Source organism: Paraburkholderia tropica, assembly GCF_014171495.1.
Taxonomy (GTDB): domain Bacteria; phylum Pseudomonadota; class Gammaproteobacteria; order Burkholderiales; family Burkholderiaceae; genus Paraburkholderia; species Paraburkholderia tropica.
The window spans coordinates 3,161,347-3,185,173 of record NZ_CP049134.1; the positions used below are offsets into that span (position 1 = coordinate 3,161,347).

Sequence of the window (23,827 nt, forward strand, 5' to 3'; positions counted from 1 at the left end):
CAGGAACTAGCCATGAACTCAATCAGCTTTGAGCAGGCGTTGCACGGAAGTGCCGAGGACAAAGGTTCGTACCTGAAAAGCTTGCGCTTCATGCATCGGAATCTGAAGAACGTGATAGATGAGATTAAGCGACTCATGCTCCCTTGTGCGGGCCTGTCACTCACAATCGTAGCGGGGCCATCTGGCGTAGGTAAATCCACGTTCGCTGCTTTGCAGGCTGAGGCATTGCTCAAACTCTACGAGGTCGAGATTCGCGAGAATCCAGGCGTGATTCCAGTTGTCCTGAGCGAGGTCGACGCCGCGGATGGCAAAGAGTTCAACTGGCAGTTGTTCTATCACCACCTGTCCGAAGACCTTCAGTTGCTGAGCCCGGACCGTCAGGGCGACGGCCCACACAATGCCAACGCATACAAGGTTCGGAATCTGCGGGTGCGGTTCGAGAAGGGGTTGAGCTGCCGGGGCGTCCGCCACCTGATTTTGGACGAGGCCGTGCATTTCACCGACTCCAAAACCGAGCCGCTTCAATACGGGAACCTTCTCAAGAGTCTTGCAAATCGCAGCGGGATGAACGTGCTACTGGTGGGCGCCTACGGCTCAGAAAAGCTTATTCACGCCAGCGGCCAAATCGCACGACGCAACGGCGTGGTTCACTTTCAGAGGTACCGCGACAACCAGGACGACTTCGACGCGTTCACCCAGTTCATCAAAGAGTTCGAAAAGCATATCCCCCTACCGTTCCCGGTTGACCTCAAGAAGTATGTAATGCAACTTTTCTATGCCCACCTCGGTATGCCGGGTTATGCGGCCGGCGCATTGATTGAGGCAGTCACACACTGCGCCTATGACGGCAGTCACTCGTGGAAAGATGAGTACGTCTGGAATGCTCTGCCGAGCGAAGCTGAGTACGAAACCATCGCGGCCGAAACTCTGGCCGGCGAGGACAATATCCAGCCATATTTATCAACGTCGGAGCCTATGGCTTATCCGACCGAGGCAGAAATCCGCGCCCGCCTGGGCGCCAAGAAGGTCAGCGAAAAGGCAAAATTGCGCCGCGCGGGCATGGGCAGACGCCAAACCAACCATGGCAATAATCAGGGAGCGCTATAGCGATGACATCTCCATTCCGGAGCAGATTGCCTGGCGGCTGGCCAGAGGATGCACCTTCTCGGTCGATACTTTATAGCCTTGCACCCTATGGGTGTTCAGGCGAAGACCGCGAGAGCCTCGGGAGCTACCTTACTCGTCTGTGCGAGGCTTATGAGATGACACGCTGGACGCTCACCAACACAATCGTCGGCCCGGCAGCAGAAGAACTGCTTCACGTGAGCGGTGACAGGATGAGTCGGGACGTTGGTCGCGCGGCATACCGCCTCAATGTGTCCGGCCTGACTGAACAAGTGAGTCACTGGGCTTATACCCTGAACCATTTGACCGGTCGCGACAATCTGCAGCTCTGTACCTTGTTGCCGCTGAGAAGCCTAGTGTCCGATTTTGTGCTGCAGGTTGAACGGGAGCGCTTTTGCCCTGAGTGCTTCGAAGAGGACGTGAGGCGAAAACGCGATTGCTACGGCCGTTTGCTATGGACCATTGATGCGGTAAAGGCGTGCCCGTTGCATCAGCTACAACTTGTCGGCCAACCTCAGGCGAAACAGCGGCGCGGCGTCTTCAGAAGCGAGACCGGATGCACCTCCCAGAGGTCGACGACACAGCACAAAATCGGCGAATCGCCCATCCAGCAACCCGCATCAGACTTTGACGTTGAGACGTCTCGCCTCATAGCTGAACTTCTTGACGACGTTGTCATTTTTTCCCAAGCGGGCTATTCGGCTTCAGCTCAAACCGTCTTTCTGACACATGCGATTAATCACCTATTCGAAGGCTCCCCGGCGCGCTTTTCAGCTCATCTGGGCATCAATAAGTCCCAAACTCATGGATGGGTGAAAGGTACCGTACAGATGAGCTTTACGCGGCTAGTGCAGACCGCATTTTGCTGCGGCTGTGCTATCGCTGACATTCTGCTCGGAAACAGGGTGGTGCTTTCGCTTCGTCCCATGCCGGACGAGCAACGTCGCCGTCTGACGAATCGCAGAGTGAGCGGTGCTCGGCGCGCGAACGACGTCGTGCGCGCCGAGCTTGAGGAGTTGATTCGCAGCGGAGACGCAACGAACGCAACTGGAGCTGCAACCGCAGTAGGGATTTCGTTGAAATTTTTGCGGGCAAACTTCCCCGAGCAGCACGAGCGGTTGGTCAGACTTGGTCGGGAGAGAGCTGAGTCCGTTCGCAGAGAGGCAACCGAGGCATTCAACGAGATGTATTTGAGCGAGGCAAACGCGCTTCGCGCAGCAGGCGTTTATCCGTCACGGAGGCTCGTGCTAGGGCGATTGGAAGGGAAAGTGATGGTCGGAAGATTTCGACGCATCCAGAACGCCCACCGCAACGCGTTGGCTGCTACTGGAATGAGTAACTCGGGTGGAGAACGGCGACCCGTCGCGATTTGGAACCAAAAAACCGAGCAATCTAAATTTTGACGCAGCGTGGTAGCTACAGGTGTCGTTTACGACATCTGTAGCGAAAATTCACAGATCTGCTACTCCGACGTGATACGCAAATTCTGGCGCGCCCGGCTGGGATCGAACCAGCAACCCCTGCCTTCGGAGGGCAGTACTCTATCCATTGAGCTACGGGCGCGTGACTCGCGCGAACTGGCGTGGAGGAGAAACACCCAGGCTCATTCGTGCGAAAGCGCTGCCAGCCAGACCGCAAAATACGGGGATAGCAGCGCCGTAGAGACCGAGAGGATACCCGGTTTCGATGACAACGTCCACCGCGCGCGGGCCGCCGGGACCGGGCCGGCAGCGGTGTACGCGCACCCCCAGGCAAACGCACCCACACGCGCAAACCCATGCGACGACACCCGCGCCCGATGCGCTATGATCCGACGCTTTTTAAGCAGCAGCCGCGTACCAAGGCCAACGCCCCACCGCGCCCCCCCCCGGTAAAGCAGGCAAGACAAGCGCATCGATGCGGGTAAACGCCCGCTTAAGCGCCCCCGCGCACCGCCACCGGGCGCGAAACCTTGCGTCTATAATCGTTCCTGTTTGATCATTCGCAAGGCCGTTGCCGTCCTGCTGTACCGCTCACCACAATACCAACGGGAGTCGAGACAAGCATGAGCGAAGCACCCCACGGAGCCCCGATCAAAACGCCCGGCCAGTTGATCGCCGCTGTCATCGCCGGGTTTGCCGTCCCTATCGTCATCATCGTTCTGCTCGCCTATTACGTCGACAACACGACGCGCACCGGCGCGGGCACCGACGAACTCTCCGCCCAGCAAGTCGCCTCGCGCATCGCGCCGATCGCCCAGGTGTCGATCCGCGACGCCAACGCGCCGCGCGTCTACAAGACCGGCGAGCAGGTCTACCAGGCCGTCTGTTCCGCCTGCCACGCGAGCGGCGCGGCCGGCGCGCCGAAGTTCGGCAACGCGGGCGACTGGGCGCCGCGCATCGCCCAGGGCTACGACACGCTCTGGCACACCGCGCTCTCCGGCAAGGGCGCGATGCCGCCGCGCGGCGGCACCAGCCCCGACGACTACAGCGACTACGAAATCGGCCTCGCCGTGGCCTACATGGCCAATCACGGCGGCGCGAACTTCCAGGATCCGCCCAAGCCCGCGCCGGGCGCGGCGAACGCGGCGTCGGGCGCAGCAGCGGCAGCGCCGGCCGCATCGGGCGCCGATGCGAACGCCGCCCAGGCCGCCGCGGCCGCCATCGCCGCGATCCCGCAGGCCGCTTCGGGCAACCCTGCGGCAGGCGGCGCGACGCAAAGCGCCGACGCCTCGCAGGCCGGCAAGGCGCTCTACACGCAGGTTTGCCAGGCGTGTCACGCGGCGGGCGTGCTGGGCGCGCCGAAGTTCGGCAACAAGGACGACTGGGCGCCGCGCCTCAAGGACCCGATGGACACGGTCTACAACTACGCGCTGCACGGCAAGGGCGCGATGCCGCCCAAGGGCGGCTCGAACGCTTCGGACGCCGACGTGAAGGCCGCCGTCGATTACATGGTGAGCGCCGCGAAGTAAGCCGCGCGCCGCAAACTGCGTAACAAAAACAAAGGGCCGCATCGACACTCGATGCGGCCCTTTCCCTTTCAGCCGGACGCGTGCGCGCGGGCGATCAGATCAGCCCTTCTGCAACAGCGCCTTCAAACTCGCGAGCCGGTCTTTCGGCGACATCGGCGCTTCCTCGGCGGTCGGCGGCGGCGCTTCGTCGAGTCCCATTTCGGGGATGAAGCGCGACGGCTCGCACACCACCGTCTCGCGCGCCCGCTTGCGCTTCTTGCACCAGTTCAGATGCAGGCTGCGCTGCGCGCGCGTGATCGCCACATACATCAGGCGGCGTTCTTCCTCGATGCGCGAATCGTCGACGATGTCGTCTTCCGAGCCGCCGCGATGCGGCATGATGCCTTCCTCGACGCCCACCAGGAACACGTGCGGATACTCCAGCCCCTTCGACGCGTGCACGGTCGACAGGCGCACCGCGTCCGGGTCCTCTTCCTTGCCTTCAAGCATCGACATCAGCGCGACGGTCTGGATCAGGCCCATCAGATTCTTGCCGGTGTCGGCGAGACCGTCGGTGTTGTCGTAACCCGTCGCCTCGCTGTCTTCGCCGATCTCCTGCTCGGGCTTGGTGCCCTTGCGCTTGAGCCACTCGAGGAATTCGAGCACGTTCTGCCACTTCGACTGCGCCTGGCGCTCGTCGAAGGCGTCGTAGAGATACGCCTCGTAGTGAATCGCGTCCATCAGCTCGTCGAGCACGACGGTCGCCGGATCCTTCACGGCTCGCTCGGCCAGGCGCTGCATGAAGTCGCAGAACACGCGCATCGGCTCGACCTGGCGCGCGGACAGCCGCGCCTCGATGCCGCCCATGTACACCGCTTCGAACAGCGACACCTTCGCCTGCCCCGCGAACGAGCCGAGCGCTTCGAGCGTGGTGTTGCCCACGCCGCGGCGCGGCGTCGTGATCGCGCGGATGAACGCGGGATCGTCGTCGTGATTGGCGATCAGACGCAGATACGCGCAGATGTCCTTGATTTCGGCCTTGTCGAAGAACGACTGCCCGCCCGACAGCACGTACGGAATGCGCTCGCGGCGCAGCACCTGCTCGAAGATGCGCGCCTGGAAATTGCCGCGATAAAGAATGGCGTAGTCGCGGAACTGCGCGCGGCGCTCGAACTTGTGCGCCGAGAGACGGAACACGACCGATTCGGCTTCGTGCTCCTCGTCGTTGCAGGGCGTGACGGTGATCGTGTCGCCCATGCCGTGCTCGGACCAGAGCTTCTTCTCGAACAGCTTCGGGTTATTGGCGATCACGTTGTTCGCCGCCGTGAGAATGCGCACGGTCGAGCGATAGTTCTGCTCCAGCTTGACCACGTGCAGCTTCGGATAATCCTTGCCGAGCTGCGCGAGATTTTCGATGGTCGCGCCGCGCCAGCCGTAGATCGCCTGGTCGTCGTCGCCCACGGCCGTGAACGCCGCGCGCGGGCCCGCCAGCAGCTTGAGCAGCTCGTACTGGCAAGTGTTGGTGTCCTGGTATTCGTCGACCAGCAGATAGCGCAGCTTGTTCTGCCAGCGCTCGCGCACCGGCTCGTTCTTCGCGAACAGCTCGGCGGGCAGGCGGATCAGATCGTCGAAATCGACGGCCTGATAGGCGTGCAGCGTCGCCATGTAGTTGCGGTAGACGATGGCCGCCTGATGCTCGTCCTCGTTCGACGCCGTCGCGAGCGCCTGCTCGGGCATGACGAGACCGTTCTTCCAGAGCGAGATGATCGACTGGATCTTGCGGATGAAACCCTTGTCGGTCGAGCCCACCTGCTCCTGGATCATGGCGAAGCAGTCGTCCGAATCCATGATCGAGAACTGGGGCTTGAGTCCCAGATGCTCGGCTTCCTGGCGCAGGATCTGCACGCCCAGCGAGTGGAACGTACAGACGGTCAACTGGTTCGCCGGCACCTTGCGGCCTTCCTTGCCGGGCGTCGTGAGCGTCTTGCCTTCGAGCAGTTTGCCCACGCGCTCGCGCATTTCGGCGGCGGCCTTGTTGGTGAAGGTGACGGCGGCGATATGGCGCGGCTCGAAGCCTTTCGCTTCGATCAGATGGGCGATCTTCTGCGTAATGACGCGCGTCTTGCCGCTGCCCGCGCCGGCGAGCACGAGACAGGGACCGTCGAGATAGCGCACCGCTTCGTTCTGGGCGGGATTCAGGCCTGCGGACATCGTTGCTGGATTGGAAAAACGGGTGGTACTGCCGGGTAGCGTGCGGCGCAAGACCTGCGCATGATGCAGACGATGCTCATGGCGCGGCGGCCCTTCACGCGAGAGCCGCGATGTTAACACGATGCGGTGTCGCGCCGATGCCGCCCCGCTAACGGCGCGACGCCGCATCCCGCGCGCATCAGGTCACAGCGTCGTGTCACAACGACACGCCGCGTCGACCAGCCGATCCAGCCGCACGCCGATCCGTCCCCGCAGCGCCCCGCCACGCGCGCCGTCGTGCGTGCCACAATAACGGGCTCCCGCCACCCGCGGCATCGCTACCCGCCGTGCCGCTCCCACGCTGGAAAGAGGACGCGCTTACATGACAGCACCGCTGCAAATCGGCCTGATGGGCTATGGCTTCGCCGGCCAGACCTTCCATGCACCCGTGATCGCCCATAGCGGCATGGCGAATCTGCCCGTCACGCTTGCCGCCATCGCCACGAGCCAGGCCGAGCGTGCGCAGGCCGACTATCCGGACGCCGCAATCGTCCCCGATCTCGACGCGCTGCTCTCGCTCGACGCGATCGAATGCGTCGTGATCGCCACGCCCAACGACACGCACTACGAACTCGCGCGCCGCACGCTGGAGCGCGGCAAGCACGTGCTCGTCGACAAACCGGTCACGCTCACCGCCGAGGAAGCGCGCACGCTCGCGGCCATCGCGAAGCAGCGCGGCCTCGTGTTCGCGCCGTTCCACAACCGTCGCTGGGACGGCGACTTCCTCACCGTCAAGCAGCTGATCGCGAACGGCGAGCTGGGCCGCGTCACGCATTACGAATCGCACTTCGACCGCTTCCGTCCGCAGGTGCGCCAGCGCTGGCGCGAGGACGCGACGCGCGGCGGCGGCCTGCTCTACGACCTCGGGCCGCATCTGATCGACCAGACGCTCGCGCTGTTCGGCGCGCCCGAGTCGGTCACGGCCTTCGTGCACACGCGCCGCGACCACGCCAGCGCGCCCGACTACGCGCACCTCGTGCTGCGCTACGACGGCCTCGACGCCGTGCTGCACGCGAGCGCGCTGGCCGCGTACGCGCCGCGTTTCGCGATTCACGGCACGCGCGGCAGCTACCTGAAAAACGGGCTCGATACCCAGGAGGACCAGCTGAAGGCGGGCCTGCGCCCCGGCCAGCCCGGTTTCGGCGACGGCAACGAAGCGGGCCGACTGCACGTCATGGCCGACGACGGCCAGGAGTCCGACCGCGACGTGCCCAACGCCGCGGGCAATTACGCCGACCTGTACCGCGCGCTCGCCGCCGCGATCCGCGAGGGCACGCCGTTCCCGGTGAGTCCGCAGGACGCCGTCGACGTGATGACGATCGTCGAGCTGGCGATGCGCAGCGCCGAGGAAGGCCGCACGATCGCCTTCACGCGCGCTCAGTGAGCGCGCGCTGAGCGCGCGAACCTCGCGCGAACCGACTGCCCGGCGAGGCCGCGCGGCTTGCAAACCGCCGACGCGTCTGAAAGGTCCATACAAACGGTTACAAGTCTGCGCCGCCGTGCGGTCATCGCACGGCGCGCGCGACGCGTTTGCGACGAACAACGCCAGAAACAGAGCGATAACGTTCTGCATCTTCCGGGGTGCAGGGTTCGTGGCGCGCGCCAGCCCGCCCCGGACCGACAACAAGGAGAGTCTCAATGACCCGATTGAATTGTATGAACCGTGCCATCCGCCTGAGCTGCGCCGCCGCGCTGATCTCGACGCTCGCCGCATGCGTCGTCACCCCGCCCGCGCAGCATTCCGGCTCGAATCCGCATGAACTGGCCGTCGACCGCCTGCATCAGGTCGACGCCCGCATCGACACCTTGGGCCGCCGCATCGACGCGCGCGTGAACCAGGGCTACTATCCGCCGCCGCAGGGCGCCGCGCTGCATCACCGCCTCGACACGATCCGCGGCGAGGCGCACGACATGGCTGCGCAGCACGGCGGCGGCATCTCCGGCGACGAGCAGCACGTGCTCAACCAGGAGCTCGATACGGCGGCGCGCGCCATCGGCGAATAAGCCCGCGCAAAACCACCGCGATCACATGGGCCGCCTCGCGCGGCCCGTTTCTTTTTTTGGCGCGCATGCGCGGTCGCGCGCGAGCGGTTCTTTCGGGGCCGCATGCGCGCAAGCCTTGCCGGGCGGCGTTCGGCGCATGGCCCGCCAGCACGCGCGGCCGGCTGGCGCAGGTTCCACTCCCGTTCCGCCGCCACGGTGCGCCTAATTTTTCCGCATTGACACAGCCCGCCGGCGTCCAGCACAATCGCTGCGCGCGCCGGGAGAGCGCGACGTTCGCGAGTCGAGTCAATTTCGAATCGCAACGCCGCCGCCGAAGGGGCAACCCACAAACTCTCAGGCAAAAGGACCGTGCGCGCCGGACCGCTGCTTCGCCTGTTTCGCACCCGCGTGCGAGACGCGCGAGACGGCACTCAGGTCCGCAACTCTGGAGAGCGGCAGTAGAACGGCGGAGGGATCGTAACCCTGGCGTTCAGGCTGCCCACCGAAGGGGCGCGCGTCGTTCGACGCAATCTCTCAGGTACCGAGGACAGAGGGGCCATGCAAGAACCGACCACGGGCATCGTGCCTGCGGCGAGTCCTGCATGGCCTTTTTCGTTTTCGCTCGAATTCCGGCGGGACATTCCCCCGGAGTCGCACGAAAACCCTCGCGACCGCCTGAGGCCTCATGACCGAACTCAAACGCACTCCGCTGAACGACACGCACCGCGCGCTGAACGCCCGCATGGTCGATTTCGGCGGCTGGGACATGCCCGTCAACTACGGCTCGCAGATCGACGAACATCGCGCCGTGCGCACCGACGCCGGCATGTTCGATGTCTCGCACATGTGCGTCGTCGACTTCTCGGGCGCGAAGGCGCGCGAATTCTTCGCCCGCGCGCTCGCCAACAACGTCGCCAAGCTGACGACGCCCGGCAAGGCGCTCTATTCCTGCATGCTCAACCCCGAAGGCGGCGTGATCGACGACCTGATCGTCTATTACTTCGCCGACGACGCGTTCCGCACCGTCGTCAACGCGGGCACCGCCGACAAAGACATCGCCTGGTTCGAGAAGCTCAACGCCGAAGGCGGCTTCGGCCTCACCATCACACCGCGCCGCGATCTCGCGATCGTCGCCGTGCAAGGCCCGAACGCGCGCGAGAAAGTCTGGGCCGTCGCGCCCTCCTCGCGCAGCGCCACCGAAATCCTCAAGCCCTTCAACGCCGCGAAGATCGACGCCACGCCGTTCGGCGAGCTGATGATCGCGCGTACCGGCTACACCGGTGAAGACGGCTTCGAAATCGTGCTGCCCGCCGCCGCCGTCTGCGAGTTCTGGGACGCGCTGCAACGCCAGGGCGTGAAGCCCTGCGGCCTCGGCGCGCGCGACACGCTGCGCCTCGAAGCGGGCATGAACCTCTACGGCCAGGACATGGACGAAGCGGTCTCGCCGCTCGACGCGGGCCTCGCCTGGACCGTCGACCTGAAGACGCCGCGCGAGTTCGTCGGTCGCGCCGCGCTCGAAGCGAACGGCACGCGCTCGACCTTCGTCGGCTTGATCCTGCAGAAGGAAAACGGCAAGGCCGGCGGCGTGCTGCGCGCTCACCAGAAAGTGCTGACGCCGCACGGCGACGGCGAGATCACGAGCGGCACCTTCTCGCCGACGATGCAGGAATCCATCGCCTTCGCGCGCGTGCCCGAGGGCGTGCAGCCGGGCGACGTCGTGCAGGTGCAGATCCGCGACAAAGCCCTTCCCGCAAGCGTGGTAAAACTGCCGTTCGTGCGCAACGGCAAGGTGCTGGTCGCCTGATCCGCAAGGATTCCGGCGCGCACGCCCACCCTCTTTTCAAGTCATAAACGAACCACGCACTGGAGCAACCATGAGCATCCCGGCCGATCTGAAATACACCGAATCGCACGAGTGGATCCGCACCGAAGCCGACGGCACGCTGACCGTCGGCATCACCGATCACGCGCAGGAAGCGCTCGGTGACATCGTCTTCCTCGAACTGCCCGAAGCCGGCCGCGCCGTCACGGCGGGCGACGCCATCGCCGTGATCGAATCGGTCAAGGCCGCCTCGGACATCTACGCGCCGGTCTCGGGCGAGATCGTCGAATCGAACTCGGCGCTCGTCGACGCCCCCGAAGGCGTGAACGGCGCGCCCTACGAGTCGTGGCTCTTCAAGATCAAGCCGGCCGCCGACGCCAAGCTCGACGCGCTGATCGACGCCGCCGCCTACGAGAAGGCCATCGGCGCCTAAACCCCGGGACGGCTTTCGCAGAAGGCCCGTCCCAACGCACAGGCGCGGCGGCATCGCGGCACTACGCGACGCGCCGCCCGCGCCGGCAGGAAACCTCATGAAGCTCGAACACCCGGATCGTCTGATGAACACCTCGCCCACGGCTCTCTCGCTCGCGGCGCTCGAAGCGCACGACGCCTTCGCCGCCCGCCACATCGGCCCCGACACGGCCGACCAGCAAGCGATGCTCGACGCGCTCGGCTTCGCGTCGCGCGCGGCGCTGATCGACGCGGTGATTCCGGCGAAGATCCGCCGCACCGAGACGCTGCCGCTCGGGCCGTTCTCGCAGCCGCGCTCGGAAGCCGAGGCGCTGGCCGCGCTGCGCGCGCTCGCGGACAAGAACCAGGTGTTCCGCTCGTACATCGGGCAGGGCTATTTCGACACGCACACGCCGGCCGTCATCCTGCGCAACGTGCTCGAAAATCCGGCGTGGTACACGGCCTACACGCCGTACCAGCCGGAAATCTCGCAAGGCCGTCTGGAGGCGCTGCTGAACTATCAGCAGATGATCGTCGACCTGACGGGCCTCGCCATTTCCAACGCATCGCTGCTCGACGAAGGCACCGCCGCCGCCGAAGCGATGACGCTCGTGCAGCGCGTGGGCAAGTCGAAGTCGAACGTGTTCTTCGTCGCCGACGACGTGCTGCCGCAAACGCTCGAAGTCGTGCAGACGCGCGCCAAACCGATCGGCATCGAAGTGAAGGTCGGCCCCGCCGCCGAGGCCGCGCAGGCGAACGCCTTCGGCGTGCTGCTGCAATATCCGGGCGTGAACGGCGACGTGCGCGACTACCGCGAACTCGCCCAGGCCGTGCACGCCGCGGGCGGCGCGGTGATCGCCGCCGCCGACCTGCTCGCGCTCACGCTGCTCACGCCGCCCGGCGAATGGGGCGCGGACGTGGCCGTGGGCAACTCGCAGCGCTTCGGCGTGCCGATGGGCTTCGGCGGCCCGCACGCCGCCTACCTCGCGGTGAAGGACGACTTCAAGCGCCAGATGCCGGGCCGTCTCGTCGGCGTGACCGTCGACGCGCAGGGCAACCCGGCGCTGCGCCTCGCGCTGCAAACGCGCGAACAGCATATCCGCCGCGAGAAGGCCACCTCGAACGTCTGCACGGCGCAGGCGCTGCTCGCGATCATGGCCAGCATGTACGCGGTCTATCACGGTCCGCAGGGTCTGAAGCGCATCGCGCAGCGCGTGAACCGCGTGGCCGCCATTCTGGCCGCGGGCGCGCAGAAGCTCGGCTACACGCTCGTCAACGCGTCGTTCTTCGACACCATCACGTTCGAAGCGGGCGCGCGCACCCAGGCGCTGCATGACGCGGCGCTCGCGCGCGGCATGAACCTGCGCCGCGTGAGCGAAACGCGCGTGGGCGTCTCCGTCGACGAAACCACCACGCGCGGCGATCTGGCCGATCTGCTCGCCGTGTTCGCGCAAGCCGCGTTCGCGGGCGAGACGCCGTCGGTCGACGCGCTCGACGCCGAACTCGCCGCCGCCAACGCCGCCACCTTCCCGGCCGCGCTCGCGCGCGAAAGCGCTTACCTCACGCATCCGGTCTTCAACCGTCACCATTCGGAAACGGAAATGCTGCGCTATCTGCGCAGCCTCTCGGACAAGGACCTGGCGCTCGACCGTTCGATGATTCCGCTCGGTTCGTGCACGATGAAGCTCAACGCCACCTCGGAAATGCTGCCGGTGACGTGGCCCGAGTTCGGCCAGATTCACCCGTTCGCGCCCGCCGAGCAAACCGTCGGCTACCGCGAAATGGTCGATCAGCTCGAACAGATGCTCGTGGCCGCGACCGGCTACGCCGCCGTCTCGCTGCAACCGAACGCCGGCTCGCAGGGCGAGTACGCCGGTCTGCTGATCATTCAGGCGTATCACGCCTCGCGCGGCGACGCGCACCGCAACGTCTGCCTGATTCCCGCTTCGGCGCACGGCACGAACCCGGCTTCCGCGCAGATGGCGGGCATGCAGGTCGTGGTGGTCGCGTGCGACGCGCAAGGCAACATCGATCTCGCCGACCTCAAGGCCAAGGCCGAACAGCACGCGGCGAAGCTCGCGGCGATCATGATCACCTACCCGTCCACGCACGGCGTGTTCGAGGAAAACGTGCGCGAAGTCTGCGAAATCGTGCACGCGGCAGGCGGCCAGGTCTACGTGGACGGCGCCAACATGAACGCGATGGTCGGTCTCGCGGCGCCGGGCCAGTTCGGCGGCGACGTCTCGCACCTGAACCTGCACAAGACCTTCTGCATTCCGCACGGCGGCGGCGGCCCGGGCGTCGGTCCGGTCGCGGTCGGCGCGCACCTCGCGCAGTTCCTGCCGAACCAGCTTTCGTCGGGCTACAAGCGCTCGACCGATCAGGGCCACGGCATCGGCGCGGTCAGCGCGGCGCCGTACGGCTCGGCCTCGATCCTGCCGATTTCGTGGATGTACATCGCGATGATGGGCGCGGCGAACCTCACCGCCGCGACCGAAACCGCGATCCTCAACGCGAATTACGTGGCGAACAAGCTCGCGCCGCACTTCCCGGTGCTGTACAGCGGCCCCGGCGGCCTCGTGGCGCACGAGTGCATTCTCGACCTGCGCCCCATCAAGGATGCGAGTGGCATCACCGTCGACGACGTGGCCAAGCGCCTGATGGACTACGGCTTCCACGCGCCGACCATGAGCTTCCCGGTGCCGGGCACGCTGATGGTCGAGCCGACCGAGTCGGAGTCGAAGGAGGAGCTGGACCGCTTTATCGACGCCATGATCGCGATCCGCGAGGAAATCCGCGCCGTGGAAGACGGTCGCGCCGACGCCGAGGACAACCCGCTGCGTCACGCGCCGCACACGGCCGCCGTGGTGGTCGCCGACGGCTGGGCGCACGCCTACTCGCGCGAGCAGGCGGCGTATCCGCTCGCGTCGCTGGTCGCGCGCAAGTACTGGCCGCCGGTCGGCCGCGCCGACAACGTCTACGGCGACCGCAATCTGTTCTGCTCGTGCGTGCCGATCGACGCTTACGACGATCAGGCCGACGGGACCGCCGGCGAATGAGCGTAACCGTCGGGTAACCGGCCATGACCGCCGCCATGCCGCCGCACGACCTCCGGTCGACGCGGCGGCGCCGTGCGGCCGGCCCGGCGACCCGGCGTGCGCCCCGCCCTGCGACGTTACTTTCGTTACATTTGCCGCCGCGAAACTTCGCCAAAGCTCGCCAAACCGTTAACATCACACACCTGTCAGCCTTGAACCAGGGAGTCGCGCATGGCGCGGAAGGTGGGAACGGCCTTGGCCGGAAATCCGGCGATCACGCAGGCCAAGGGCCGCTTGGCGCGCGGCGGCGCGCGCACGCTCGCGGCGGCCTGTTTCGTGAGTGCGGGCCTCGCGGCCCTGAGCGCGGCGCAACCGGCGCGCGCGGCGATGAACTTCTGCGCGGCACCGGCCCTGCAGACCAGCGAACGCACCAATTCGGACCCCGGCGTGAAAGCGCTGGTGGCCGAAGTGCAGGCGCACGTGAACGACGTGCCGCATCCGCTCGCGCGGCTGCACACGGAAGGCACGCTGCCGCACGAGGGCATCTACGACCAGAGCGTGGAGGCCGAGAAGGAACTCGACCTGATGCGCAACGCGGCGCTCGCCTGGCGCGCCACGAGCGACGACCGCTTCCTGAAGCTCGTCGACCGCTTTCTGTACGCGTGGGTCACGACCTATCAACCGAGCTTCAATCCGATCGACGAAACGCGCTTCGAAGCGCTGATCCTCGCGTACGACATGACCGCGAGCGCGCTGCCGGTGAAAACGCGCAACGCGACCATGCTGTTTCTGAACAAGTTCGCGAACGGCTACATCCAGCAGGTGGACGCGCAGCCGCGCCCGCTCAAGGGCACGTTCGCGAACAACTGGCAGAGCCATCGGGTCAAGCTCATTGCGATGACGGCGTTCACGCTCGACAACCGCAAGATGATCGCGACGGCGCAGCGTCTGTTCGTCGAGCATATCGGCGACAACGTCGCGCCCGACGGCTCCACGCTCGATTTCACCGAGCGCGACGCGCTGCACTACGTGACCTACGATCTGCAGCCGCTCGTGACGGCCGCGCTCGCCGCGCGCCGCCACAACCGCAACTGGCTGCCCGAACGCGCGGCCAACGGCGCCACGCTGGCGAGCGCGCTCGACTGGCTCACGCCGTACGCGCTCGGCGAGAAGACGCACGAGGAATTCGTGCATTCGAGCGTGCCGTTCGACGCCAAGCGCCGCGAGGCCGGTTTGCCCGGCTACACCGGCGCATGGGATCCGAAGAACGCCGCCGAACTGTTTCACCTGGCCGCGCGGCTCGATGGCCGCTATGCGCCGATCGCCCTGAAACTGGCACCCACGCCGCCCGCGTGGCTTGCCGTCTGCCTGCCGTTGCCGGCGCGCTGATCGCGCGTGACGGGTTGCAGCGGTGGCGCATGAATTCGATGTCGCGCACCACACCGCGCAGCATCCCCTGAAACCGACACGATCAAGCAGGAGCAGTACCCATGGCAGTCAGCGTTTTCGACCTTTTCAAAATCGGCATCGGGCCGTCCAGTTCGCATACGGTCGGACCGATGCGCGCGGCCCTGATGTTCGCCGAAGGACTCGAGCGCGACGGGCTGCTCGCGCCCACCGCCTCCGTGAAGGTCGAACTGTACGGCTCGCTCGGCGCGACCGGCAAAGGCCACGGCACCGACCGCGGCGTGATGCTCGGCCTGATGGGCGACGCGCCCGACACGGTCGATCCCGAGACCATCAACGCGCGTCTCGAAGCCGTGCGCGCCTCGCGCCTGCTCGCGCTGCTCGGCCATCACACGATTCCGTTCGTGATGAAGGAGCACATCGCCTTTTATCGCCAGGCGCTGCCCGAGCATCCGAACGGCATGAAGCTGCGCGCGCTCGACGCCAACGGCGAGACGCTGCGCGAAAGCACTTATCTCTCGGTCGGCGGCGGTTTCGTCGTGACGGCGGGCGCGCCGAACACCAAGGTGCTGGCCGCCGCGCAGCAGATGCCGCATGCGTTCACCTCGGGCGCCGAACTGCTCGCGCTGTGCGCCTCGACCGGCAAAAGCATCGCGCAACTGATGCTCGAAAACGAGCGCATCTGGCATAGCGACGAGGAAATCCGCACCGGCCTTCTGCGTATCTGGGACGTGATGCAGGCGTGCGTGTCGCGCGGCTGCGGCATCAACAATCCCGATGCCGACGGCACGCTGCCCGGCCCATTCCAGGTCAAGCGCCGCGCGCCGCAGCTTTATCGCGCACTGACCGCGCATCCCGAACGCGCGCTGCAAGACCCGCTCTCGATGATCGACTGGATCAACCTCTACGCGATCGCCGTGAACGAGGAAAACGCGGCGGGCGGCCGCGTCGTCACTGCGCCGACCAACGGCGCGGCCGGCATCATTCCCGCCGTGCTGCACTACTACGTGCGCTTCACGCCGGGCGCGAACGAGCAAGGCGTGATCGATTTCCTGCTCACGGCCGCCGCGATCGGCATTCTCTACAAGCTCAACGCGTCGATCTCGGGCGCGGAAGTCGGCTGCCAGGGCGAAGTGGGCGTGGCCTGCTCGATGGCGGCGGGCGCGCTCGCCGCCGTGCTCGGCGGCACGCCGCTGCAAGTGGAAAACGCCGCCGAAATCGGCATGGAACACAACCTCGGCCTCACCTGCGATCCGGTCGGCGGCATGGTGCAGATTCCCTGCATCGAGCGCAACGCGATGGCCTCGGTGAAAGCCGTGAACGCCGCGCGCATGGCGCTGCGCGGCGACGGCGCGCACTACGTCTCGCTCGATTCGGTCATCAAGACGATGCGCGAAACCGGCGCCGACATGAAGACCAAATACAAGGAAACGTCGCGCGGCGGACTCGCGGTCAACATCGTCGAATGCTGATGTGAGCGTGCGCGGCTGCTGACGTCACCCGAAGCGACTCGAAACGATCCACCTGATTCACGAAAAGAACGAAGGAGAGGGCATCGCCATGCAGCAGCCGAACGAAACGACCCGCAGCGATCACGACAACCCGGCGAGCGTGACCGGCGCGCGCCTCGTCGTCGATGCGCTCGTCGCCAATGGCGTCGAGCGCGTGTTTTGCGTGCCCGGCGAGAGCTATCTTGCCGTGCTCGACGCGCTCGCCGACGAAACCGCGCGCATCGACACGCTCGTGTGCCGTCACGAAGCCGCCGCCGCCAACATGGCCGAAGCGGTCGGCAAGCTCACGGGCAAACCGGGCGTCGCGCTCGTCACGCGCGGTCCGGGCGCGACGCATGCCTCGATCGGCGTGCACACCGCGTTTCAGGATTCGTCGCCGATGATCCTGCTGATCGGCCAGGTCGCGCGCGAGCAGATGGACCGCGAGGCGTTTCAGGAAATCGACTATCGGCGCATGTTCGGCCAGATGGCGAAGTGGGTCGCGCAGATCGACGACGCGCGGCGCGTGCCCGAATACCTGAGTCACGCCTTTCATGTGGCGATGTCGGGGCGTCCCGGTCCGGTCGTGCTCGCGCTGCCCGAGGACATGTTGAGCGACGCGATTCCCGCCGCCACGGCGCAGCCCACCGCGCCCGCCGCGCAGCGCGTGCAGGCGTCGCCCTCGCAGGCGCAGATCGAGCGCGTGCGCGAGCTGCTCGCGAACGCGAAGCAGCCGTTCGTGATCGCGGGTGGTCACGGCTGGACGCCGCAGGCGTGCGCCGATCTGCAACGCTTCGTCGAAAACTGGCAGTTGCCGGTCGGGCTCGCGTTCCGCTTTCAGGACACGCTCGACAACGATCATCCGAACTACGCGGGCGACGTGGGGCTCGGCGCGAATCCGGCGCTGAGCGCGCGCATCCGCGAAGCCGACGTGCTGCTCGCGCTCGGGCCGCGTCTGGGCGAAGCCACCACGGCGGGCTACGCGCTGCTCGACATTCCGAAGACGAAGCAGACGCTGATTCACGTGCATCAGGGCGCGGAAGAACTCGGCCGCGTCTATGCCGCCGATCTGCCGATCGTCTCCGGTCTCGCGGAATTCACCGCGCAACTGGCCGCGTTGCCCGCGCCGGATTCGGTGGCCTGGACCGGCAGCGCGACGCAGGCGCACGAGGCGTATCTCGCGTGGCGCACGCCGCGCCCGATGCCTGGCGACGTGCAGCTCGGCGAAGTGATGCAGCAACTACGCGCGCGCCTGCCCGACGACGCCATCGTCACCAATGGCGCGGGCAATTACGCGACGTGGCTGCATCGGCATTTCGCGTATCGGCATTTCCGCTCGCAGCTTGCGCCCACCAGCGGCGCGATGGGTTACGGCGTGCCCGCGGCCATCGCGGCGAAGTCGCTTTATCCGCAACGCGCCGTGGTCGCGCTCGCGGGCGACGGCTGCTTCATGATGGCGTCGTCCGAACTCGCGACCGCCATGCAATACGGGCTCAACGTGGTGTTCATCGTCGTGAACAACAGCCACTACGGCACGATCCGCATGCATCAGGAGCGCAATTATCCGAACCGCGTCCACGGCACGCAGCTCACCAATCCAGATTTCGCGGCCTTCGCGCAGTCGTTCGGCGCGCACGGCGAAACGGTCACGAGCACGGCGCAGTTCGCGGGCGCGCTCGATCGCGCGCTGAATGCGGGCAAGCCGGCGCTGATCGAGATTCGCGTGACGAAGGAAGCGAGCACGCCCGCCGCCACGCTCGAACAGGTTCGCGAACAGGGACGCAAGGCGCGTGCGCAGTAACACGCCGGGATATCGTTAGCGATCCTGAATAGCCTCACCTTTCGCGCGACGCGATTCAAATGCAAAGAAAAAGCCCCGCAGGTTTAAAGCCTGCGGGGCTTTTTTTACAGCGTCGAACCGCGCGAAGCGGTCAGGCAGCGATTACTTGCCGCCCACGCTTTGCAGCGTCGTCCACTTGCCGTCGACGACCTTGTACAGCGTGATGCCGCCGTTCTTCAGGTCGCCCTTCGCGTCGTACGCGAGGTCGGCCGAGGTCACAGCAGGCATGCTGGTCTTCGCGAGGAACGGCAGGTACTTCGCCGGATCCGTCGAGTTGGCCTTCTTCATGGCTGCGAACATGGCCATCGCGCCGTCGTAAGCGTACGGCGAGTACGTCTGGACGTCTTCACCGAAGCGCTTCTTGTACTTCTCGACGTAGTCCTTGCCGCCAGGCATTTCCTCGAGCGGCAGGCCCGCCAGCGAGGCCACGGTGCCGTTGGCTGCGTCGCCCGCGATCTTCAGGAACGTCGGCGTGTGGACCATTTCGCCGCCCATCAGCGGCGCCTTGATGCCCAGCGACTTCATCTGCTTGACCATCGGCGCGGCTTGCGAATCGGCGCCGCCGAAGTAGACGAGGTCGGGGTTCATCGCCTTGGCCTTCGTCAGGACCGACTTGAAGTCGACGGCCTTGTCGTTGGTGTATTCACGGTCGATGATGTTGCCGCCCGCCGCCTTCGCAGCCTTCGCGAATTCGTCGGCGAGACCCTGGCCGTAAGCCGTGCGGTCGTCGATCACGACGATCTTCTTCAGGCCCAGGTTCTTCACCGCGAACGCGCCGGCCACCGAGCCTTGCTGCGTGTCCGAGGTCATCATGCGGAACGTGGTCTTGAAGCCTTGCTGCGTGTACTCGGGCGCGGTCGCCATGGCGATCTGCGGGATGCCTGCGTTCGCGTAGATGCGCGAAGCCGGGATCGTCGTGCCCGAGTTGAAGTGGCCGAGCATGCCCTTGATGCCGTCGTCGACGAGCTTTTGCGCGACCGTCGTGCCCGTGCGCGGGTCGGCCTGGTCATCGGCCGAATCCAGCACGAAGTGAACCGGCTTGCCGCCGATCACCGGCTTGGTCGCATTCATTTCCTCGACGGCGAGCGTGATGCCGTTCTGGAAGTCCTTGCCGTAGTGCGCCTGCGCACCCGTCATCGGACCTGCGAAACCAATCTTGACGTCCTCCGCCTGCTGCGCCTGCGCGGTCCCCGCCAGCGACAGGGCCGCAACCAGCGCTGCGCCTGCCAGCTGCTTCATCGTGTGTTGCATAGCTTCTCCTTGGTACCAGGTATCAAATGAGCGGCTTCGGCGCGAGCCTTGCCGCTTCCTTGTCTTGAGACGACCGACAGTATGGACTGTGCTTAGCCGATCGTCATCAGATTTGCATTACCGCCTGCCGCTGCGGTATTCACGCTCACCGAGCGCTCCGTGAGCAGTCGTTCGAGCGCGTAATCTTCGTCGCCGTTGGCGAGCGCATGCGCCGCCACGCCCTGCACCGAGACGATCGGACCGCCGCGCTTCGCCACTTCCTTCACGAGGCCGAGCAGTTCGTCGCTGTCACCTTCGAACAGCACGGCGTCGAATTCGGCATCGGCCGTCTTCTTGATCGCAACGTGCGCCTTCAGCGACGCGGGCAGCGCGTTCACCAGCGCTTCACCGGCCGCGCCCTGGAACAGCGCGCGGTTGCCCGTCGCCAGCACGACCGCGAGTTGCGCGCGCGCGCCGGTCGGCGTCGAGGCCACGCACAGCACCGTGCCGCGCGCGGACAACGTGTACGTATTGCGCTCGCCCGTCGGGCCCGGCAGCACCGCCGTGGCGCCTGCGAGCACGTATTCCAGATAGCCTTCGCAACGCGCCGCGAGCGCCGGTTGACGTTCGGCGATCAGCCAATCGCGCAGCACCGCGAGATTGCCTTGCGCCGACTGCGGACGCTCGCCGTTCTCGCCTTGCGGCATGTCGACCACCAGCGCCTTCGTGAGCGATTGCGGCAGACCCGCCGGACGCTTGGCCAGCAGACGCGACAGATACAGCGCGCCACCCGCCTTCGGACCCGTGCCCGACAGACCTTCGCCGCCGAACGGCTGCACGCCGACCACCGCGCCGATCACGTTGCGGTTCACATAAATGTTGCCGACATGCGCGCGGCCCACGACGTGCGCGATCGTTTCATCGATACGCGTGTGGATGCCGAGCGTGAGGCCGTAACCGGTCGCGCGGATCTGTTCGAGCAGCTTGTCGAGCTGGCTGCGGCGATAGCGGATCACGTGCAGCACCGGGCCGAACACTTCGCGCTTGAGTTCGTCGAGGCTGTCGATTTCGATCAGCGTCGGCGGCACGAAGGTGCCCGCGCCGCAGCTGTCGGCCATCGGCATCTGCGTAACCTTGCGGCCCTTCTCGCGCATCGTCGCGACGTGCGTGTCGATGCCGCGCTTGGCTTCCACGTCGATCACCGGACCGACGTCGGCGGACAGACGATCAGGATTGCCAATCGCCAGTTCCTTCATCGCGCCCGTGAGCATTTCGAGCGTGCGCTCGGCCACGTCGTCCTGCAGACACAGCACGCGCAGCGCCGAGCAGCGCTGGCCCGCCGAGTCGAACGCGCTTTGCAGCACGTCGGCGACGACCTGTTCCGCGAGCGCCGACGAATCGACGATCATCGCGTTCTGGCCGCCCGTTTCGGCGATCAGCGGAATCGGACGGCCCTCCGAATCCAGACGCTGCGAAAGCTGCTTGTTGATGAGGCGCGCGACTTCGGTCGAGCCCGTGAACATGACGGCGCGCGTGCGGTGATCGGCGACCAGCGCCGCGCCCACGGTTTCGCCGTCGCCCGGCAGCAGTTGCACCGCGCCGGCGGGCACGCCCGCTTCGCGCAGGATGCGCACGGCTTGCGCGGCGATCAGCGGCGTTTGTTCCGCGGGCTTCGCGAGCACCGTGTTGCCGGCGGCGAGCGCGGCGGCGACCTGGCCCATGAAGATCGCCAGCGGGAAATTCCACGGGCTGATACACACGACCGGACCGAGCGGACGATGCGTGTCGTTCGAGAATTCCTCGCGGATCTGCGTCGAGTAATACCGCAGGAAATCGATCGCTTCGCGGATTTCCGCCACCGCGTTCGGCAGCGACTTGCCCGCTTCGCGCACGATCAGGCCCATCAGCGTGTGCATCTGCGCTTCGAGCAGATCGGCGGCGCGCGCGAGGCAGTCGGCGCGCGCATCGACGGGCGTCGCCTGCCAGATCGGCGCGGCGGCCACGGCGTGCGAGAGCGCGGCGCTCACGTGCTCGCTCGTCGCTTCCACCACGGTGCCGACCAGATCGCGATGATCGGCCGGATTGCGTACATCACGTGCGGTGCCTTCGGCGAGGTCGATATCGGCGAGCATCGGCGCGGCGCGCCACGGATGATGCGCGCTCGCCAGCAGCGCCGACGACAGCGACGCGAGGCGATGTTCGTTCGACAGATCGAGGCCCATCGAATTCAGACGCTCGCTGCCGAACAGTTCGCGCGGCAGCGGAATCTTCGTGTGCGGCGCGCCCGGCGGCACGACCTTCGCGGCATCGTCGACGGGGTTCGTCACGAGTTCGGCGACCGGCACGGTTTCATCGGCGATACGGTTCACGAACGAGGTGTTCGCGCCGTTTTCGAGCAGACGGCGCACGAGGTACGCGAGCAGCGTTTCGTGCGTGCCGACCGGCGCGTAGACGCGGCACGGACGGTTCAGCTTGCCTTGCGCCAGCGGGCCGGTGACTTCTTCGTACAGCGGCTCGCCCATGCCGTGCAGGCACTGGAATTCGTACTGGCCAGGATAGTAATTGTTGCCCGCGAGGTGATAGATCGCGGCCAGCGTGTACGCGTTGTGCGTGGCGAACTGCGGGTACACCGCGTCGGGCGCGCCGAGCAGCTTCTTCGCGCACGCGAGGTACGACACGTCGGTGTAGATCTTGCGCGTGTAGACCGGATAGCCTTCGAGGCCGTCCACCTGCGCGCGCTTGATTTCCGTGTCCCAGTACGCGCCCTTCACGAGGCGCACCATGATGCGGTGACGGCTGCGGCGCGCGAGATCGACGATGTAGTCGATCACGAACGGGCAGCGCTTCTGGTAAGCCTGCACCACGAAACCGATGCCGTTCCAGCCCGCGAGTTCCGAGTCGAAACAGAGCGCTTCGAGCAGGTCGAGCGAGAGTTCGAGGCGGTCGGCTTCTTCGGCGTCGATATTGAGGCCGATGTCGTAGCGGCGCGCGAGCACGGCGAGTGCACGCACGCGCGGCAGCAGCTCGTTCATCGTGCGTTCCTGCTGCGCGCGCGAGTAGCGCGGATGCAGCGCGGAGAGCTTGATCGAAATGCCGGGGCCTTCGTAGATGCCGCGTCCGCCCGCTGCCTTGCCGATTGCGTGGATCGCCTGTTCGTACGAGGCGTAGTAGCGCTGCGCGTCGGCTTCGGTCGTCGCCGCTTCGCCGAGCATGTCGTACGAATAGCGGAAGCCGCGTGCTTCGAACTTGCGGCTGTTCGCGAGCGCTTCCGAGATGTTCTCGCCGGTGACGAACTGCTCGCCCATCAGGCGCATCGCCATGTCGACGCCCTTGCGGATCAGCGGCTCGCCGCCCTTGCCGATCATGCGCGTGAGCGCCGACGACAGACCCGTTTCGCTATTCGTCGTCACCAGCTTGCCGGTGATCATGAGGCCCCAGGTCGCGGCGTTCACGAACAGCGACGGCGCGTGGCCGACGTGCGATTTCCAGTCGCCCTTGCTGATCTTGTCGCGGATCAGCGCGTCGCGCGTGGCGCGGTCGGGAATACGCAGCAGCGCTTCGGCGAGACACATCAGCGCCACGCCTTCCTGGCTCGACAGCGAAAACTCGTGGATCAGGCCTTCGACGCCGCCGCCCGTGCGCTTGGCGCGCAGCGTTTCGACGAGCTTCGTGGCGAGCTTGGTGACGTCGCCGGTGAGATTGGCGGGCAGACGCGCCTCGCCGATCAGGAACGGCACGCACTCCGGCTCCGGACGACGGTACGCCGCCGTGATCGCCGCGCGCAGCACCGACTGCGGTTGCACGTTCTGGGCGAACTCGAGGAACGGATGTGAGGCGTACTCGTCGGGGCCGTCGGTGGAACCGTCGCCCAGATCGGTAGCGCCGACGTGGCCATTCAGCTCCGGCGGCAGCTGGCCGTGCTCGATTTTTTCGAGGTAAGCGAAGATGGCCTGCTTGATGAGCCAGTGCGGGGTGCGCTCGAGGCGCGTGGCGGCATCTTTGAGCCGCGAGCGGAGGAGGTCGTCGACCTTGACGCCAAGGGTGGTGCTAGCCATGTTTCCTTCGTATGCCGGCTGACCCGCACCGGCCAAGACTAAAAAAGTTGGCGAATCGTACCCCTCCAATTAAAAAGGTGCAACCATTCAAAATGCCTGGTTGCACCCCGCGAGAAGGCCCGTGGGGCCTGGGTTTGCGCCAGATGCCCGCCAGCCGTGGCGGCGCGTCTGCACTCGGTATTTTCCCTGGCCCACACTTTCTGGGTAA

The 23,827-nt window shown here is 66.0% G+C and carries 14 protein-coding genes, 1 tRNA gene and 2 riboswitches; of the genes, 11 read left to right on the plus strand and 4 right to left on the minus strand.

From position 1 onward, the window contains the following. Positions 1-12: 12 nt before the first annotated feature. The gene (locus G5S35_RS14315; RefSeq protein ID WP_183038419.1) at positions 13-1,107 is read left to right on the plus strand and encodes an ATP-binding protein; all 1,095 of its coding nucleotides are present in this window, start codon (positions 13-15) and stop codon (positions 1,105-1,107) included. Positions 1,108-1,262: 155 nt separating this feature from the next. After that, complete coding sequence (locus G5S35_RS14320) at positions 1,263-2,528, plus strand: TniQ family protein (RefSeq protein WP_237181301.1); 1,266 nt, start codon at positions 1,263-1,265, stop codon at positions 2,526-2,528. Between the two features lie 84 nt (positions 2,529-2,612). On the opposite strand, the gene G5S35_RS14325 is transcribed toward G5S35_RS14320, so the two are convergent. Then, positions 2,613-2,688 (minus strand) — tRNA-Arg (locus G5S35_RS14325). 481 nt (positions 2,689-3,169) lie between these two features. Between G5S35_RS14325 and G5S35_RS14330 the strand changes: the two genes are divergently transcribed. Continuing rightward, positions 3,170-4,075, plus strand: a complete 906-nt coding sequence (locus tag G5S35_RS14330; protein ID WP_124262733.1) for a c-type cytochrome — start codon at positions 3,170-3,172, stop codon at positions 4,073-4,075. Between the two features lie 99 nt (positions 4,076-4,174). Here G5S35_RS14330 and G5S35_RS14335 read toward each other — a convergent pair whose 3' ends face one another. Further along, complete coding sequence (locus G5S35_RS14335; RefSeq protein ID WP_065061737.1) at positions 4,175-6,265, minus strand: UvrD-helicase domain-containing protein; 2,091 nt, start codon at positions 6,263-6,265, stop codon at positions 4,175-4,177. Positions 6,266-6,626: 361 nt separating this feature from the next. Between G5S35_RS14335 and G5S35_RS14340 the strand changes: the two genes are divergently transcribed. The 8 genes from G5S35_RS14340 (at position 6,627) to G5S35_RS14375 (ending at position 18,295) form a co-directional block, all read left to right on the plus strand. Beyond that, the gene (locus G5S35_RS14340) at positions 6,627-7,688 is read left to right on the plus strand and encodes an oxidoreductase (protein ID WP_183038421.1); all 1,062 of its coding nucleotides are present in this window, start codon (positions 6,627-6,629) and stop codon (positions 7,686-7,688) included. Between the two features lie 272 nt (positions 7,689-7,960). Further along, entirely contained in the window at positions 7,961-8,308 is a 348-nt protein-coding gene (locus G5S35_RS14345; protein ID WP_065061739.1) for a hypothetical protein, read from the plus strand. Positions 8,309-8,555: 247 nt separating this feature from the next. Then, positions 8,556-8,666: riboswitch (glycine riboswitch) on the plus strand. Positions 8,667-8,722: 56 nt separating this feature from the next. Beyond that, a riboswitch (glycine riboswitch) is annotated at positions 8,723-8,848 on the plus strand. Positions 8,849-8,972: 124 nt separating this feature from the next. After that, positions 8,973-10,091, plus strand: coding sequence for a glycine cleavage system aminomethyltransferase GcvT (gene gcvT, locus G5S35_RS14350; RefSeq protein ID WP_183038422.1), 1,119 nt, complete (start codon positions 8,973-8,975; stop codon positions 10,089-10,091). Positions 10,092-10,161: 70 nt separating this feature from the next. After that, on the plus strand, positions 10,162-10,542 hold the full coding sequence (gcvH, locus tag G5S35_RS14355; protein WP_065061741.1) for a glycine cleavage system protein GcvH: 381 nt from the start codon (positions 10,162-10,164) through the stop codon (positions 10,540-10,542). Between the two features lie 97 nt (positions 10,543-10,639). Then, a complete protein-coding gene (gcvP, locus tag G5S35_RS14360; RefSeq protein WP_074982829.1) occupies positions 10,640-13,618 on the plus strand; it encodes an aminomethyl-transferring glycine dehydrogenase in 2,979 nt (992 codons plus the stop codon). A gap of 366 nt (positions 13,619-13,984) precedes the next feature. Further along, the gene (locus G5S35_RS14365; protein ID WP_231957661.1) at positions 13,985-14,986 is read left to right on the plus strand and encodes an alginate lyase family protein; all 1,002 of its coding nucleotides are present in this window, start codon (positions 13,985-13,987) and stop codon (positions 14,984-14,986) included. A gap of 101 nt (positions 14,987-15,087) precedes the next feature. Beyond that, positions 15,088-16,476, plus strand: coding sequence for an L-serine ammonia-lyase (locus tag G5S35_RS14370; RefSeq protein ID WP_074982832.1), 1,389 nt, complete (start codon positions 15,088-15,090; stop codon positions 16,474-16,476). Between the two features lie 88 nt (positions 16,477-16,564). Continuing rightward, positions 16,565-18,295: a thiamine pyrophosphate-binding protein gene (locus G5S35_RS14375; RefSeq protein WP_183038423.1), complete on the plus strand. Its 1,731-nt coding sequence runs from the start codon at positions 16,565-16,567 to the stop codon at positions 18,293-18,295. A 141-nt stretch (positions 18,296-18,436) separates the two neighbouring features. Here G5S35_RS14375 and G5S35_RS14380 read toward each other — a convergent pair whose 3' ends face one another. Both G5S35_RS14380 and putA read right to left on the minus strand, forming a co-directional pair. Beyond that, entirely contained in the window at positions 18,437-19,585 is a 1,149-nt protein-coding gene (locus G5S35_RS14380) for a branched-chain amino acid ABC transporter substrate-binding protein (protein ID WP_065061745.1), read from the minus strand. 92 nt (positions 19,586-19,677) lie between these two features. Further along, a complete protein-coding gene (gene putA, locus G5S35_RS14385) occupies positions 19,678-23,619 on the minus strand; it encodes a trifunctional transcriptional regulator/proline dehydrogenase/L-glutamate gamma-semialdehyde dehydrogenase (RefSeq protein WP_065062242.1) in 3,942 nt (1,313 codons plus the stop codon). Positions 23,620-23,827: the final 208 nt, after the last annotated feature.